Here is a 14633-nt window from a genome sequence, read left to right on the forward strand (position 1 = left end):
GGCAGGGTGGAACGGGCAAGCCTCAGGGGTCCAACAGAAGAGGGGGAAACGTGATCGTCTGGGTCAACGGCGCGTTCGGTGCGGGAAAGACCACCACCGCACGCGAACTGATCGAACTGATCCCGAACAGCACGCTCTTCGACCCCGAGGTCATCGGCGGGGCACTCGCACAACTGCTGCCGCCCAAGCGCCTCGCCGAGGTCGGCGACTTCCAGGCCCTGCCGATCTGGCGGCGGCTCGTCGTGGACACCGCGGCCGCCATGCTCGCAGAGCTCGGCGGCACCCTCGTGGTGCCCATGACACTCCTTCGTCAGGAGTACCGTGACGAGATCTTCGGGGGTCTCGCCGCCCGCCGGATCACGGTCCGGCATGTGCTCCTAGCCCCGGCGGAAACGATCCTGCGCGAACGAATAGCCACCCGGGAGGTCCCACCGGACCTCCCGGACGCAGAGATACGCGTACGGCAGTGGTCGTACGACCAGATAGAGCCGTACCGGACGGCGCTCGCCTCGTGGCTCACCGCCGACGCGCACCCGGTCGACACCAGCGCCCTCACCCCGTACGAGACGGCCGTACGGATCGCCGAAGCCGTCAGCGCCGGGACCGCGCCGGTGTGCGACATCGTGCAGACCCCGGAACCCACCGGCGAGACGGTGGCCTCCGGGGTCCTGCTCTTCGACGAGCAGGACCGGGTCCTGCTCGTCGACCCCACCTACAAGGCCGGCTGGGAGTTCCCCGGCGGCGTCGTCGAGCGGGGCGAGGCACCCGCGCGCGCGGGCATCCGTGAGGTCGCCGAGGAGACGGGCATCCACCTCACCGACGTACCCCGGCTCCTCGTCATCGACTGGGAGCCGCCCGCGCCCCCCGGCCACGGCGGGCTGCGCCTCCTCTTCGACGGCGGCCGGCTCGACAGTGCCGAGGCCACGCAAGTGTTGCTGCCCGGCCCCGAACTGCGGGGCTGGCGCTTCGTCACCGAGGAGGAGGCCGCCGGCCTGCTCCCTCCCGTCCGCTACGAGCGCCTGCGCGGGGCGCTGCGGGCGCGCGAGCGGGGCGCCGCCCTCTATCTGGAGGCGGGGGTGGCGGTGGGACAGGCCGAGGTGGAGTAGCGGTTCCGGACGGGCTCAGGAGGCGGCGTAGTTCCGGAGGAACAGGGCCTCTGTCACCGACAGGCGCTCCAGTTCCTCCGGGGACACGCTCTCGTTCACCGCGTGGATCTGGGCCTCCGGCTCGCTCAGGCCGATCAGCAGGATCTCGGCCTGCGGGTAGAGCGACGCGAGCGTGTTGCAGAGGGGGATCGAGCCGCCCTGGCCGGCGTACTGCATCTCCTCGCCCGGATACGCGACCGCCATGGCCTCGGCCATCGCCGCGTACGCAGGGCTGGCGGTGTCGGCGCGGAACGGCTGGCCCTGGCCGATCTGCTCCATGCTCACCCGCGCGCCCCACGGCGTGTGCGCCGTCAGATGCGCCTCCAGGAGCTTGGTCGCCGCCGCCGCGTCCACGCCCGGCGGCACCCGCAGGCTGACCAGCGCGCGGGCGCTCGCCTGCACGGACGGGGTGGCGCCGACCACCGGCGGGCAGTCGATGCCCAGGACCGTGACCGCCGGGCGCGACCAGATCCGGTCGGCGACCGGGCCGGAGCCGATCAGCTCCACTCCGTCGAGCACCTTGGCGTCCGTGCGGAACTGCTCCTCGTCGTACTGGAGCCCGTCCCACGACGCCTCGTCCGTCAGCCCGTCGACCGTCGTCGAACCGTCCTTTGCCCGCAGCGAGTCGAGTACGCGGATCAACGCACCCAGCGCGTCGGGCGCGGCCCCGCCGAACTGGCCCGAGTGGAGGTTGCCCTCAAGGGTGTCGATGCGGACCCGCAGCATGGTCATGCCGCGCAGGGTCGAGGTGACCGTCGGCAGACCGACCCGGAAGTTGCCTGCGTCGCCGATGACGATCGTGTCGGCGGCGAGCAGCTCCGGGTGTTCCTCGGCGTACCGCTGCAGCCCGCCCGTGCCCATTTCCTCCGAACCCTCGGCGATCACCTTGACGTTGACCGGGACGCCGCCGTTCGCCTGGAGGGCGCGCAGCGCGAGCAGGTGCATGATGACGCCGCCCTTGCAGTCGGCGGCGCCGCGCCCGTACCAGCGGCCGTCGCGCTCGGTCAGCTCGAACGGCGGGCTCACCCAGCCGGCCTCGTCGAGCGGCGGCTGCACGTCGTAGTGGGCGTAGAGGAGGACGGTCTTCGCGCCCTCGGGGCCGGGCAGGAAGCCGTACACCGACTGTGTGCCGTCGGGGGTGTCGAGCAGGGCCACGTCCTGGAACCCGTCGGCGCGCAGCGCGTCGGCGACCCAGTTCGCGGCGGCCTCGCTCTCGCTCCTCGGGAACTGCTCGAAGTCCGCCACCGACTTGAACGCCACCAGTTCGGTGAGCTCCGCCCGGGCCCTCGGTATGAGGGAGGCGACGGTCTCGGCGACCGGATTCGAGGACATGGGCACGCTCCTTGTGGGTGCGACGTTGTAGCGAGAGAAGTCCTGTGATCCTCCCACAGCGGACTGTGGCGACGCCCGCCGTAGGATGCGGAGGAACAGGTGCGGCAGGCGGATGGATCAGGAGCAGCAGACCATCGTGAGCAGCGAGAACTCTTCGGCGGACGACGTGGCGCAGGTGTGGGACGTCGTTGTGGTGGGCGCGGGACCCGCGGGGGCTTCGGCCGCATATGCGGCGGCAGTCGCGGGCCGCAGTGTGCTGTTGCTGGAGAAAGCGGAACTGCCGCGCTACAAGACGTGCGGCGGTGGGATCATCGGGCCTTCGCGGGACTCCCTGCCGCCCGGTTTCGAACTGCCCTTCCAGGACCGGGTGCACGCGGTCACGTTCTCCAACAACGGCCGCTTCACCCGCACCCGCCGCTCCAAGCAGATGCTCTTCGGCCTGATCAACCGGCCGGAGTTCGACCAGCAGCTCGTCGAGCACGCCCAGAAAGCGGGCGCCGAGCTGCGTACGGGCGTCACCGTGACGCGGGTCGAGCAGCACGGCTCGGCGGTGCCGGACCGGCGGACGGTCGCCGTCGTCCTGCAGGGCGGCGAGACCGTGCTCGCTCGCGCGGTCGTGGGCGCGGACGGCAGCGCCAGCCGCATAGGAGCACACGTCGGGGTGAAACTCGACCAGGTGGATCTCGGCCTGGAGGCGGAGATCCCGGTGCCTCAGACCGTCGCCGAGGACTGGCAGGGGCGGGTGCTCATCGACTGGGGCCCGATGCCGGGCAGTTACGGCTGGGTGTTCCCCAAGGGGGACACACTGACGGTGGGCGTGATCTCGGCGCGTGGTGAGGGCGCGGCCACGAAGCGGTACCTGGAGGACTTCATCGCCCGGCTGGGACTGGCCGGCTTCGAACCGAGCATCTCCTCCGGCCATCTGACGCGCTGCCGCGCCGACGACTCGCCGCTCTCCCGCGGCCGGGTGCTGGTGTGCGGGGACGCGGCGGGCCTGCTGGAGCCGTGGACCCGCGAGGGCATCTCGTTCGCGCTGCGCTCGGGGCGGCTCGCGGGGGAGTGGGCCGTACGGATCGCGGAGGCGAACGATGCCGTGGACACGCGCCGTCAGGCCCTGAACTACGCGTTCGCGATCAAGGCGGGGCTCGGCGTCGAGATGGCCGTCGGCCGGAGCATGCTGAAGGCGTTCGAGCGGCGCCCCGGCATCTTCCACGCTGCCCTGACCGGCTTCCGCCCCGCGTGGAACGCCTTCCGGGACATCACGCGCGGCTCCACCTCACTCGGCGAACTGGTGCGCAGCCACCCCATGGCCGGGCGCGCCCTGACCGTGCTCGACAGGCCCTGAACGCCGTACAGGTCCTGCGGAGTGTTCACGGCTTGACGGTGATCCGGAAGACGGGGTGCTTCGGCGCGGCGGCGAGCAGTTCCTCGTCGGTGGAGTTCACGTCGACGTCGCCGAAGAAGCGCCCTACCTCCCAGCCCCACTTCTTGAGGTAGGTGCGCAGTACGACCGGCTTCTCCGCGTCGGGCAGCTCGACCGCGGTGAACTCCTGGACGCGGCGGCCGACCTTGAGCCGTCCGCCGCCGGCGGCGCGCATGTTCCGCACCCATTCGGAGTGGCCGCGCGCCGAGACGAGGTACGGGCCGCCCTCGTACGGGAGCGGGTTGACGGGCACCCCGCGCCATTCGCCGCTCTTGCGGCCGAGTACGGAGAGTTCGGCGGTGCCCATGAGGCTGACGCCGTGGCGTGCGAGCCATCCGATGAACCCGTTCATGGCCTTGTCGAACGCCTTGGGCTTCACGTAGTGGGCTGACGACGACGGCATGGTGTCCTCCTGGACTTCTGGAACCGGAACCCTGGCATCAGGGAACGCGGGAGCACTGCTTGCGAGAGCACTGCTCTCGCTTGAGAGCAGTCTGCCGGAGATCGGTGATCCAAAGCAAGAGCACTGCTCTCTTTTTAGTTCAGTGCTCTCGTTTGTGTGCACTGCTCTGAAAACATGGAACACTCGCATCCATGAGCAGTGCACAAGGAGCCCGCGCCCGCGCCCGGATCGAAGTCACCTCGGCGATCAAGGACGAGGCACGCAGACAGCTCGCGGCGGAAGGCGCCGCCAGACTCTCCCTGCGGGCCGTCGCCCGCGAGCTCGGCGTGGTCTCCTCCGCGCTGTACCGCTACTTCCCCAGCCGTGACGACCTGCTGACCGCTCTCATCATCGACGCCTACGACTCCATGGGCGAGACCGCGGAGGCCGCCCACGCCGCCGTCGCGGGCACCGGATCGCTGCGGCGCTGGGTCACGGTGTGCGAGGCGGTGCGCGGCTGGGCGCTCGCCCATCCCCACGAGTACGCGCTGATCTACGGTTCGCCGGTCCCCGGCTACAAGGCGCCCGACACGACGGTGCCGTCCGCCTCCCGCGTCGGCCTGCTGCTGAGCGCCATCGTGCGCGACGCCCACCGTGGCGTCGGCGTTGCGAGGACCCCGATCCCCGCCGAACTGCGCCCCGAGGCCGAGCGGTTGGGCGCCGACCTCGCCCCCGACCTGCCGCCGGAGGTGGCGGTGGCGCTCGTCGCGGCCTGGGCCCAGCTGTACGGGCTGATCGGGTTCGAGCTGTTCGGTCAGTTCAACCGGGTGGTGGAGGACCGGGAGACGTTCTTCCGGTATTCCGTGAGCCGGATCGCCCATGGGGTGGGGCTGGTGTTCCCGGAGAAGGAGCAGGAGCAAGGGCGGGTGTAGGAGAGGGGCGGCGGCCCCGGCCGCGTACTCCCCGGGGAGTACGGGTGATCACCTCGCCCGGCGGACGCCGTCGCCGGGCGGTGCCGTCTAGCGTGGCGGACATGGACGAGCAGCGCGTGCGCGGGGGCGGCCCGCCTCGATGGTGGGGGCGTGGTGACGGTGAGGGCGGTGAGGGCCGGCCCGATGCGGACGGGGGCGTCGGCCGGTGGCCCTGGCGGTCCACCGTACTGCTGACCGTCTTCGTGCTCGTCGGCTCGAAGTTCGCCGCCGACCAGCAGGCGGGTGACCGCGCCCACCTGGACCTCTTCGCGCGTGTCCTGCTCGTCGCCGGTTCGGGACTGCTGCTCTGGCGGCAGCGGCGCCCGGTGCTCGTGGTCTTCGGCACCGCCACGGCGGCCATGGTCTATCTCGGCGCGGGATACCCGTACGGGCCGGTGTTCCTGACCGTGGCCCTGGGCTGCTTCAGCGCTGTCGTCGCCGGGCACCGGAAGGCTGCGTGGGCGGCCGTCGGGATGCTCTGGGCCGGGCACGTACTGATCGCGCACTGGCTGTACCGATGGCTTCCGCCGTCCGGGGACAAGGCCGCCTCCTGGGGGCAGGAGATCGTCGTCGCAGCCTGGGTGGTGGCCATCGTGGCGGTCGCCGAGCTGGTCCGGGTACGGCGGGAGCAGTGGGACCGGGAGCGGGCCGAGCGTGCCCAGGCCGCCCGGCGGCGCGCCGACGAGGAGCGGCTGCGGATCGCGCGTGAGCTGCACGACGTACTCGCCCACAGTATTTCGGTCATCAACGTGCAGGCCGGGGTCGGTCTCGCGCTGCTCGACTCCGACCCCGAGCAGGCCCGCACCGCGCTCACCACCATCAAGGCGGCCAGCAAGGAGGCGCTCGGGGAGGTGCGTCAGGTGCTCGACACCCTGCGTACGCCGGGGGACGCGCCGCGCGCTCCGGCGCCCGGTCTTGACCGCCTGTCCGAGCTGGTGGAGCAGGCGGCCGGGGCGGGGCTGACCGTCGAGGTGCGGGGCACGGTCCCGAAGCTGTCGCCGGGTGCCGATCTCGCCGCCTTCCGGATCGTTCAGGAGGCCCTCACCAATGTCGTACGGCACTCCGGTTCGCGCCGCGCGCGCGTGCAGGTCGATGTCGACGAAGCGGACGGCGCCCTGCGGCTGCGCGTCGACGACGACGGGCCCGCGACCGGCGCCGACGCGGGTGGCAGCGGGAACGGGCTGGCCGGGATGCGGGAGCGGGCCGCCGCCCTCGGTGGCACCATCGAGGCGGGGCCGCGCGCGGACGGCGGTTTCCGGGTGCTGGCCGTGCTGCCGATCAGGGTGAAGGAGGACCGGTGATCCGTGTACTGCTCGCCGACGACCAGTCGTTGGTCCGCGCGGGGTTCAGGGCACTGCTCGACGCGCAGCCGGACATCGAGGTGGCCGGCGAGGCCGCCGACGGGGAGGAGGCGCTGCGCGGTGTCCGCGAACTGCGCCCCGATGTCGTCCTGATGGACATCCGGATGCCCGTGCTGGACGGGCTCGCCGCGACCCGGCGGATCACCGGCGACGCGGCGCTGAACGACGTCAGGGTGGTCATGCTGACCACCTTCGAACTCGACGAGTACGTCTTCGAGGCGATCCGCTGCGGTGCCTCCGGCTTTCTGGTGAAGGACACCGAACCGGACGAACTCCTGCGCGCCGTACGGGCGGTGGTCGCGGGTGACGCGCTGCTCTCGCCCGGGGTCACCCGGCGTCTGATCGGCGAGTTCGCCGCCCGCTCGAAGGAACCGGCCGCCGCCGACGCCCTCGCCGCGCTCACCGAGCGGGAGCGGGAGGTGATGGCCCTGGTCGGAATGGGTCTGTCCAACGAGGAGATCGCCCGGCGCCTGGTGGTCAGCCCGCTCACCGCGAAGACCCATGTGAGCCGGACGATGGTCAAGCTGGGCGCCCGGGACCGGGCCCAACTGGTCGTCCTGGCCTACGAGTCGGGGTTGGTCCGGCCAGGCTGGCTCGGCTGATCCCCACCGGCGTCGGCGTTATCGCGGGCGAAGCGGTTCAGCACGCTCACCACCCGCACTGTAAACAGGATGGCGCCCAGGGTCGCCCCTGAGGCGACGAGCGTGCCCTGCACGGCATCCGACAGCGCGAAGACCAATGCCGGACCGGCCACCACCCCGAAGACGACGGCCGCCAGGAACAGGGCGCTGCACAGGGCGTATCCGATCTCCACGGTGACCGCGTCCCGTCGCGCCTGGGAGTCTCGCGCGCGGCCCTGCCCTATGTGTCCCCCGTGGTTGTCCATCCGTCGAGTCAAGCAGGCGGGCGCCCGGCCGGGCAAGCCACCCCGGCCGGGCACGAACGACGGACAGACCCTAGTCGCGGGCCGCCACCCGTTCGGTCACCGTCTCCTCCTGAGGCTGGAGGGACTTCGCGACGACGACGGACCGGCTCGGACGCCGGGTGCGCAGACCGGGGAGCGAGACGAGCAGGCCGACGAGGGCGATGCCCGTCACCACGACCAGCCCGGGCCGGTAGGCGTCGAGGACGGCCTGCGGCGAGGGGTTGTCAGGGGTACCCGCGGTGACGACCGCCGTCACGACGGCCAGGAAGATCGCGCCGCCCACCTGGACCGAGGTGTTCAACAGGCCGGAGACCATGCCCTGTTCGTGGTCGTCGACGCCGTTCGTGGCCTGGATGTTCAGTGAGGGGAAGATCAGCGCGAAGGCCCCGCCGATCAGCAGCATCGACGGCAGGATGAGGGTGGCGTAGCTCGGGTCGAGGCTGACGCGCAGGAACAGGGCGTACCCGGTGATCATCAGCGCGAAGCCCGCCACGATCAGCCGCTGGGTGCCGAACCGGTCGACGATCGCGCCCATCTTCGTCGCGGACAGCGCGACGACCGCACCCGCGGGGAGGAAGGCGAGCGCCGTGTGCAGCGCCGACCAGCCGAGCAGTGACTGCATGTAGATGGTCACCAGGAACTGGAATCCGACATACGAGCCGAAGAGCGTCAGCGCGCCGAGCTGGGCGCGGATCTGGTTGCCGGAGCGCAGCACACCGAGCCGGACGAGCGGCCCGGCGGAGCGCCGCTCGACGCGGACGAAGACGGTCAGCAAGGCGGCCACCGCGAGGAAGGACAGCAGTGTGCGGGCCGATGCCCAGCCGACTTCCGGGGCCTGTACGACGGTGAAGACCAGCAGCAGCATCGAGGCGGTGCCGAGAATCGCGCCGGGGATGTCGTAGCCGTTGTGGTCCTTCTCGCGTTCGCTGCGCGGCAGCAGCTTCAGACCCGCGACCAGGGCGAGCACGGCGACCGGCGCCGGCAGCAGCATGGTGAGGCGCCAACTCGCCTCGGTGAGCAGGCCGGAGAGGACCAGGCCCATCGAGAAGCCGGTGGCCGCGCAGGTGGTGTAGATGGACAGGGCCCGGTTGCGCAGCGGGCCCTCCGCGAAGGTCGTGGTGATGATGGACAGGCCTGCCGGGGCGGTGAATGCGGCGCTGAGCCCCTTGATGAAACGGCTGGCGATCAGCAGCGGACCCGAGTCGACGAGCCCGCCGAGCAGCGAGGCGAGCGCGAAGACGCCGAGCGCCACCAGGAACACCTGGCGGCGGCCGAGCAGGTCGGCGGTCCTGCCGCCGAGGAGCAGGAGTCCGCCGTATCCCAGGATGTAGCCGCTGACGATCCATTGCAGCGTCGAGGTGGAGAGGTCGAGTTCGGAGCCGATGGACGGCAGTGCGACACCGACCATCGACACGTCCAGCGCGTCCAGGAACATCGCTGCGCAGAGCACCAGCAGGGTGCCCCACAGGCGGGGAGTCCAGCGTCCGTCGGACGCCGGGGTGTTGAGCGGAGAGGTCATGGCAGAGACAGTACATGCGCATGCATCGAATGCAAACGCATGTAATGCTCGTGCAACAAATGACAGGTCGGCTTCAGACGGCGGACTTCTCCTGCCACAGGGCGGCGAGCGCGGGATCGCCGCTCACGCCGGGAAAGGGCTGCCGGTTCCACAGCGCCAGGTAGAGGGCGGCGGCGGGGCCGGTCACCTCGCAGTCGGCTTCCTGGGCTGCCCGATCCGTGGTTCGCTCGGCCGCAGGCGGCTCCGACGACAGCCGTACGGTCCACACCGCGTCGTCCCTGTCGGTCGCCCGGACGTGCAGTACCCGGGGCTCGTCCGTGCGGACCTGGCTCTTGGCGCGGGCGTGGAAACCGAGCAGCAGTTCGTCGATCCCGTCCGTGGCGAAGTCCGGGGCGAGTGGGGTGGGTGCGGTGGCGAGGGCGGATTCGGCGTCCACGCGGTGGACGGCGGTCTCATGGGCTTGCCGCCGGGCCCAGAACGCGAGCGGTGAGGGGGCCGGCATGAAGCTCCAGCACTCGAGGTCGGGCGGCGCCGAGGCGAGGGTGTCGACGAGGGTGCGATGGCCCTCCCGGAACCAGGTGAGCAGTGCGCTGCCGTCGAGGTCGGGCGGGCCGCCGAAGGGCTGGGGCGACAGATGGCGTTCGGCGACGTGAGAGGTCGCCCAGCGGTGCACGGCGCCCGTGTGCCGCACCAGCTCGCGCACCTGCCAGCCCGGGCAGGTCGGCACCTTCGCGTCGGTCCCCGCCCGCTCGGCGGCGGTGGCGAGCAACTGGCCCTCCGCGTCCAGGATTTCCACGAATCGCGAGGTTTCCATCAAGGATTCCATCAAGGCGTTCTCCATTCGAGAGTGCGGTCGTTCCCTACGTCAGGAACGCTTCGGTGGTTGCCATGAACCGGTCCGCGTCGTCGAGCCACGGGAAGTGTCCGGCGCCAGGCTGGACGACCAGTTCGGCATGCGGGAACAGTCCCGAGAGCTCGGCCATCGCGGGCGGTGGGGAGTTGAGGTCGGCCTCCCCGGCCAGCACGAGGACCGGTGAGGCGAGACGGGCCAGTGCCGCCCGGGTTGCTGCCGGGTCGAAGGCGCCCTCGGCGGCGAAAACGGCCGCTGCGTCGGCGTTGCGCTGCCCGTCCTCCGCGGCCCGGTGCGCGCGGGCAGCCTCGTCCCAACGGCCGTACCAGAAAGGGGCGATGGCCTGGAAGGTGTCGGCGCCCGCCCGGCCGGCGACGAGTGCCTCCAGGGCCGCGAACGCCTCCGGGAACCACGGCTCGTCCTGGCGCAGCCGTGCCGTTTCGACCCGGACGTCTCCGGTGACGGTGATGCCGACGGCCGCCACGCTCGGGGTGATCAGCGCGAGTCTGCCGACGCGCTCGGGGTGCCGGGCCGCGTACAGCGCGGCCAGATTCGTGCCGGCGGAGTGGCCGAGCAGGTCCAGTCGGTCGAGGCCGAGGTGCTCGCGCAGGGCCTCGACGTCGTCGACGAGACGGTCGCAGCGATAGGACGCGGGGTCCTCCGGCACCGCCGACCGGCCGGTGCCCCGGAGATCGAGCATGATCAGGCGCCGGTGCGCGGACAGACCGCCGAGGTCCCCGAGATAGACGGAGTCCTGCATCGGCCCGCCGGGCAGACAGATGAGCGGCGGTCCCTCCCCGAGTACGCGGCAGGCCAGCTTGGTTCCGTCGTACGCGGAGAAGGCAGACATGGCCATGACTGTCGCAGCGGTGTTCCGGCTGGGCAACCGGTTTTGGGCTGGGTCGGCCTGCGGACAGGGCGTTGCTTGCGAGCGTGTTCGACAGTCCGACGAGCACGCCGAGGAGATCGTGGCCAGATCCGGTCCTTGGGATTCACCGGCGCGTTCGTCGGCCTGTGGGCCTGGGACCTGACGGGCGGGGGCCTGCACGCGGACTTCGGCGAGACCACGTACCGCGTCGCCGATTGAATCATCCGGGGCTCGGACCACGTCCTGGCTACGGTGACGGGGTGGGGTGCGACGGACTGGTCCGCACCGCGAAGCGGCCGACGCGCGATTGTCAGTGCCGGATGCCAGGCTGATGTCACACGGATCTGCGAAAGGGAATCGTCGTGATCACCACTGACCTCGCACCTGGCTCCCCCTGCTGGCTCGACCTCGGTGCCCCCGACGTCCCGGCCGCCGCGGCCTTCTACGGCGCGGTGCTCGGCTGGGAGTACGAGTCCATGGGCGAGGGGGAGGACATGGAAGGCGGGATGTTCCGGAAAGACGGCAAGATCGTCGCCGGGCTCGGCAAGCTCACCGAAGAGGGCGCGCGCCCGGCCTGGATGATCTATTACACCGTCACCGACGCGGATGCCTCGACCCAGGCCGTGGAGCGGGCGGGAGGCACGGTGCGGGTGGCGCCGAGAGACCTCGACGACTGGGGTCGGATGGCGCACTACAGCGACCCGCTGGGGGGCCAGTTCGCGGTCTGGCAGCCGGGGAAGAACTCGGGCTTCGAGCTGGCGGACGAGCCGGGCTCATTGTCCTGGACCGAGCTGTACACGTCCGATGCCGCGGCCGCCAAGGAGTTCTACGGCAGAGTCTTCGACTGGCGGTTCAGCGACATGGAATTGCCGGGCGGCGGCGGCACGTACATCCTCATCACCCCTGCCGGGCTTCCCGAGGAGCGTATGCAGGGCGGCCTCATGCAACTCCCCGAGGAGAACCTCGCCCTGGCGGACGGGCGGCCGTACTGGCACCCGGTCTTCAACGTCGCCGACTGCGACGCCGCGGTCGCCAAGGTCACCGAGAACGGCGGCAGTGTGCAGATGGGACCCGAGGACGCGGAGGGTGTCGGCCGACTGGCCGTCTGCCTCGATCCGTCGAACGCGGACTTCGTGGTGCTCACTCCATCGCAGAGCTGAGTCGGCAAGGGCGTGGCATCAGTGCTCTGCCGCGCGTCGGGTGACGAATCCGATGACGGCTGCCGTGGCGGCCAGTGCCGCAACACTGGTGAGGGCGACGGTCAGGGCGAGCCCCCGGACACCGCGCCGGGAACCACCGCGTTCCGGGTGCCCGAGAAGATGACGCCGGGGTCGGACGGGGCGTGGTTGAGGACCCACAGGCCGATCAGTACGGCGAGGGTGAAGACGACGGTGATCAGGACGGCGAGGACGAGCCGGCGGCGTCTTTCCCGTCGCAGCCAGTCGCCGCGCGCCGTGCGGTAGGCGCCGGGGGAGGGGGCGGCGCTCACTCCGCCGGCCAGCGTCTCCAGGGCGGCGCGCAACTCCCGTTCCGTGCGGTGCTGTTCCGCGAAGCTGTTGTCGGCCCGGTCCGGGCTGATGTCGTTCATCGCCGTGTCTCCATCGCCTGGGTCAGAGCGGCGATGCCGCGTGCGGTGTGCGTCTTGACCGATCCGCAGGAGATGCCCATCGCGGCGGCGATCTCGCTCTCCTTGAGGCCCAGCCAGTGCCGCAGGACGAGAGCCTCGCGCTGTCGGGCGGGCAGCTGCTGGAGGGCGCCGATCAGTACGCGCTGGTCGTCGTGGAGCAGAGCGGTGCTCTCGGCGGAGGCGACGGAGTCGTCCGGCGGGGGCGGGTTCTCCACATGTCTGCGGGCGACCTGGAGGTGACGTATGCGCATCCGGGTCAGATTGCACACGGTGGAGCGCAGATACGCCTCCGCCGCCCCGGTCTCGCGCAGCCGCCGCCACTTCCGGTAGAGCTGGTAGTAGGCCTCGGCCACCACGTTCTCCGGGTCGTCCGCGCCGAGCAGGACGGCCAGCCGCAACATCGAGGCGTAGTGCAGCTCGAAGAGGCCGGCGAGGGCGGCTTCGCGTTCGAGCTCGGCCGGATCGCCCACCACGGGGGCGAGGACCTCGCTCGCGGCGGCCGGCCGCGGAACGCTCGGCGCGGTGCCGGCCGGTTCGGCCAGGGCCGCGGCCACCGGTGGCATCACCGGCAAGGGCGTGTGCTGTCTGCGTCTCACGGGTTGTTCGCTCCCGTCTCGGGGCGTCGCCTGACGGTCAGGCGGGACGGCAGGTCGGTCGCGTCGGCGCCGCGCGGGACGCCGAGACGTGTCAGGGCCGCGGTGCCGAGCACGGCGACGGCCAGGTTGAGCAGAAGGGCGGCCAGCCCCGCGTAGATCTGCAGGGGCTGGTCGGCGGAACCGAACGGCACGATGGAGGAGAAACCCTCGCGCACCACCATGAACGTTCCGGCCGCCATACCGGTGGCCCACCCGGCGAGCAGCGCGCGCGGATGCAGCCGGCCGGTGAACAGCCCGATGGCGACGGCCGGGAAGATCTGCAGGATCCAGACACCGCCGAGCAGTTGGAGATTGACGGCGTCCTGGTCGCGCAGGCCGAACACGAACGCGACGGCCCCCACCTTCGCGGTGAGCGACACCGCCTTGGCGATGCGCACCTGCCGCTTGGGCGTGGCCGTCGGATGCACGTACTCGACGTACACATTGCGTACGAAGCTGGTGGCGGCCGCGATCGACATCACGGCGGCCGGGACCAGCGCGCCCACGGTGATCGCGCCGAACACCAGGCCCGCCAGCGGCCCGGGCATCAACCGGTCGACCAGCATCGGCACGGCGGCCTCAGCACCGCCCTCCGGTGCCCGTACCCCCGCCGCCAGTGCCGCGATGCCGAGGAAGCCGAAGAGCGCCAGCAGCCCTGTCCACGCGGGCAGCGCCACGGTGACCTTGCGGACGGTGCGCGTACCGTCGGCCGCGAAACCGGCGGTGAGCACATGCGGGTACATCAGCAGCGCCAGTGCGGAGCCGAGGGCGAGCGTGGCGTAGGCCGGCTGCTGCGCAGGGGACAGGAGCAGCGGCGAGTGGGCGGCGTCCGTTCCGCCGAGCCGGCGCGCCGCCCCGTCGAAAACCGAGCCGGGCCCGCCGAACCGGTCGAGGACCAGCCAGCAGACGACGCCCAGCGAGACGAAGACGGCCACCGCCTTGAGCGCCGAGATCACGGCGGGCGCGCGCAGCCCGTACCGGTACGTGGCCACCGCGAGCCCCGCGAACAGCGCCACCATGACCAGGTCCCCGGCGGCGCCCCGCGGATAGAGACCCCCGGCGGTCAACACGGCACGTATGCCCAGGAGTTGCAGCGCCAGATACGGCATCGTGGCGAGGATCCCGGTCAGCGCGACCACCAGCGCCAGCGGCGGTGAACCGTACCGCCCGCGCACGAAGTCGGCGACGGTGATGTAGCCGTGCCGCCGGGCCACCGCCCACAGCCGGGTCAGCAGCACGAACGCGAGCGGGCAGACGATCACCGTGTACGGCACCGCGAAGAAGGCGGACGCCCCGTTGCCGTACGCCAGTCCGGGCACGGCGGTGAAGGTGTACGCGGTGAAGATCGTGCCGCCGAGCAGCAGCCACGTCCACACCGGGCCGAGGCTCCGGTCGGCCAGCGCCCACCCCTCCAGCGAGGGCAACCGGTCGTTCGGGCGCAGGCGGCGCGCGGTCACGGCGAGCAGCGACGCCCCGCCGATCACGGCGAGGAACGTCGCGGTCATGGCGCTGTCCGCCATGGGTCACCGTCCTTGGTGTGCCTGAAACCCCTCGCCGGAGAGTTGCGCGGGTGGCCGGTTCGGAGGACAGGGAAC

Annotated in this window: 15 protein-coding genes; 6 read left to right on the top strand and 9 right to left on the bottom strand. The window is 71.4% G+C overall.

What is annotated here, in order from left to right; translation table 11 throughout:
• Nucleotides 1–50 precede the first annotated feature (50 nt).
• Complete coding sequence (locus tag OG734_RS43570) at nt 51–1106, top strand: NUDIX hydrolase (protein WP_330292901.1); 1056 nt, start codon at nt 51–53, stop codon at nt 1104–1106.
• Between the two features lie 15 nt (nt 1107–1121).
• Here the strand turns inward: OG734_RS43570 and OG734_RS43575 are convergent, their stop codons facing one another.
• Nucleotides 1122–2477, bottom strand: coding sequence for a dipeptidase (locus OG734_RS43575; protein WP_330292902.1), 1356 nt, complete (start codon nt 2475–2477; stop codon nt 1122–1124).
• Between the two features lie 136 nt (nt 2478–2613).
• Between OG734_RS43575 and OG734_RS43580 the strand changes: the two genes are divergently transcribed.
• Nucleotides 2614–3822 carry a geranylgeranyl reductase family protein gene (locus tag OG734_RS43580; protein WP_330294005.1) on the top strand — a complete coding sequence of 403 codons (1209 nt, stop codon included), beginning with the start codon at nt 2614–2616 and terminating at the stop codon, nt 3820–3822.
• A gap of 25 nt (nt 3823–3847) precedes the next feature.
• Here OG734_RS43580 and OG734_RS43585 read toward each other — a convergent pair whose 3' ends face one another.
• On the bottom strand, nt 3848–4303 hold the full coding sequence (locus OG734_RS43585) for a nitroreductase family deazaflavin-dependent oxidoreductase (protein ID WP_330292903.1): 456 nt from the start codon (nt 4301–4303) through the stop codon (nt 3848–3850).
• 191 nt (nt 4304–4494) lie between these two features.
• On the opposite strand from OG734_RS43585, the gene OG734_RS43590 reads away from it, so the two are divergent.
• The 3 genes from OG734_RS43590 (at nt 4495) to OG734_RS43600 (ending at nt 7216) form a co-directional block, all read left to right on the top strand.
• On the top strand, nt 4495–5214 hold the full coding sequence (locus tag OG734_RS43590; protein WP_330292904.1) for a TetR/AcrR family transcriptional regulator: 720 nt from the start codon (nt 4495–4497) through the stop codon (nt 5212–5214).
• 101 nt (nt 5215–5315) lie between these two features.
• Nucleotides 5316–6554, top strand: coding sequence for a sensor histidine kinase (locus OG734_RS43595; protein ID WP_330292905.1), 1239 nt, complete (start codon nt 5316–5318; stop codon nt 6552–6554).
• Entirely contained in the window at nt 6551–7216 is a 666-nt protein-coding gene (locus OG734_RS43600) for a response regulator transcription factor (protein WP_330292906.1), read from the top strand. Before OG734_RS43595 ends, OG734_RS43600 begins: the two co-directional genes overlap by 4 nt.
• Here OG734_RS43600 and OG734_RS43605 read toward each other — a convergent pair.
• The 4 genes from OG734_RS43605 to OG734_RS43620 form a co-directional block, all read right to left on the bottom strand.
• Nucleotides 7177–7500, bottom strand: a complete 324-nt coding sequence (locus tag OG734_RS43605; RefSeq protein ID WP_330292907.1) for a DUF6332 family protein — start codon at nt 7498–7500, stop codon at nt 7177–7179. The genes OG734_RS43600 and OG734_RS43605 overlap by 40 nt on opposite strands.
• A 70-nt stretch (nt 7501–7570) precedes the next feature.
• The gene (locus tag OG734_RS43610) at nt 7571–9058 is read right to left on the bottom strand and encodes an MFS transporter (RefSeq protein ID WP_330292908.1); all 1488 of its coding nucleotides are present in this window, start codon (nt 9056–9058) and stop codon (nt 7571–7573) included.
• Nucleotides 9059–9131: 73 nt separating this feature from the next.
• Nucleotides 9132–9872, bottom strand: a complete 741-nt coding sequence (locus OG734_RS43615) for a maleylpyruvate isomerase family mycothiol-dependent enzyme (RefSeq protein ID WP_330292909.1) — start codon at nt 9870–9872, stop codon at nt 9132–9134.
• A 46-nt stretch (nt 9873–9918) separates the two neighbouring features.
• The gene (locus OG734_RS43620; RefSeq protein ID WP_330292910.1) at nt 9919–10758 is read right to left on the bottom strand and encodes an alpha/beta fold hydrolase; all 840 of its coding nucleotides are present in this window, start codon (nt 10756–10758) and stop codon (nt 9919–9921) included.
• 380 nt (nt 10759–11138) lie between these two features.
• On the opposite strand from OG734_RS43620, the gene OG734_RS43625 reads away from it, so the two are divergent.
• Entirely contained in the window at nt 11139–11936 is a 798-nt protein-coding gene (locus OG734_RS43625; RefSeq protein WP_330292911.1) for a VOC family protein, read from the top strand.
• 101 nt (nt 11937–12037) lie between these two features.
• On the opposite strand, the gene OG734_RS43630 is transcribed toward OG734_RS43625, so the two are convergent.
• From OG734_RS43630 to OG734_RS43640, 3 genes are read right to left on the bottom strand one after another with little or no spacing between them, the layout of a single operon-like run.
• The gene (locus OG734_RS43630; protein WP_330292912.1) at nt 12038–12364 is read right to left on the bottom strand and encodes a hypothetical protein; all 327 of its coding nucleotides are present in this window, start codon (nt 12362–12364) and stop codon (nt 12038–12040) included.
• Nucleotides 12361–12999 (bottom strand): SigE family RNA polymerase sigma factor, encoded by a 639-nt coding sequence (locus tag OG734_RS43635; protein WP_330292913.1) that lies wholly within the window; start codon nt 12997–12999, stop codon nt 12361–12363. The genes OG734_RS43630 and OG734_RS43635 overlap by 4 nt, the downstream gene beginning before the upstream one ends.
• Complete coding sequence (locus OG734_RS43640; protein WP_330292914.1) at nt 12996–14558, bottom strand: sodium:solute symporter family protein; 1563 nt, start codon at nt 14556–14558, stop codon at nt 12996–12998. The genes OG734_RS43635 and OG734_RS43640 overlap by 4 nt, the downstream gene beginning before the upstream one ends.
• Between the last annotated feature and the right edge of the window lie 75 nt (nt 14559–14633).

This window comes from Streptomyces sp. NBC_00576, from assembly GCF_036345175.1.
Classification (GTDB): Bacteria; Actinomycetota; Actinomycetes; order Streptomycetales; family Streptomycetaceae; genus Streptomyces.

Bases quoted from the DNA above. Each gene is read 5' to 3' on its own strand.
- OG734_RS43615 (WP_330292909.1), bottom strand. From the start codon at position 9,872: ATGGAAACCTCGCGATTCGTGGAAATCCTGGACGCGGAGGGCCAGTTG.
- OG734_RS43610 (WP_330292908.1), bottom strand. From the start codon at position 9,058: ATGACCTCTCCGCTCAACACCCCGGCGTCCGACGGACGCTGGACTCCC.
- OG734_RS43595 (WP_330292905.1), top strand. From the start codon at position 5,316: ATGGACGAGCAGCGCGTGCGCGGGGGCGGCCCGCCTCGATGGTGGGGG.
- OG734_RS43575 (WP_330292902.1), bottom strand. From the start codon at position 2,477: ATGTCCTCGAATCCGGTCGCCGAGACCGTCGCCTCCCTCATACCGAGG.
- OG734_RS43605 (WP_330292907.1), bottom strand. From the start codon at position 7,500: ATGGACAACCACGGGGGACACATAGGGCAGGGCCGCGCGCGAGACTCC.
- OG734_RS43585 (WP_330292903.1), bottom strand. From the start codon at position 4,303: ATGCCGTCGTCGTCAGCCCACTACGTGAAGCCCAAGGCGTTCGACAAG.
- OG734_RS43590 (WP_330292904.1), top strand. From the start codon at position 4,495: ATGAGCAGTGCACAAGGAGCCCGCGCCCGCGCCCGGATCGAAGTCACC.
- OG734_RS43620 (WP_330292910.1), bottom strand. From the start codon at position 10,758: ATGTCTGCCTTCTCCGCGTACGACGGAACCAAGCTGGCCTGCCGCGTA.
- OG734_RS43640 (WP_330292914.1), bottom strand. From the start codon at position 14,558: ATGGCGGACAGCGCCATGACCGCGACGTTCCTCGCCGTGATCGGCGGG.
- OG734_RS43630 (WP_330292912.1), bottom strand. From the start codon at position 12,364: ATGAACGACATCAGCCCGGACCGGGCCGACAACAGCTTCGCGGAACAG.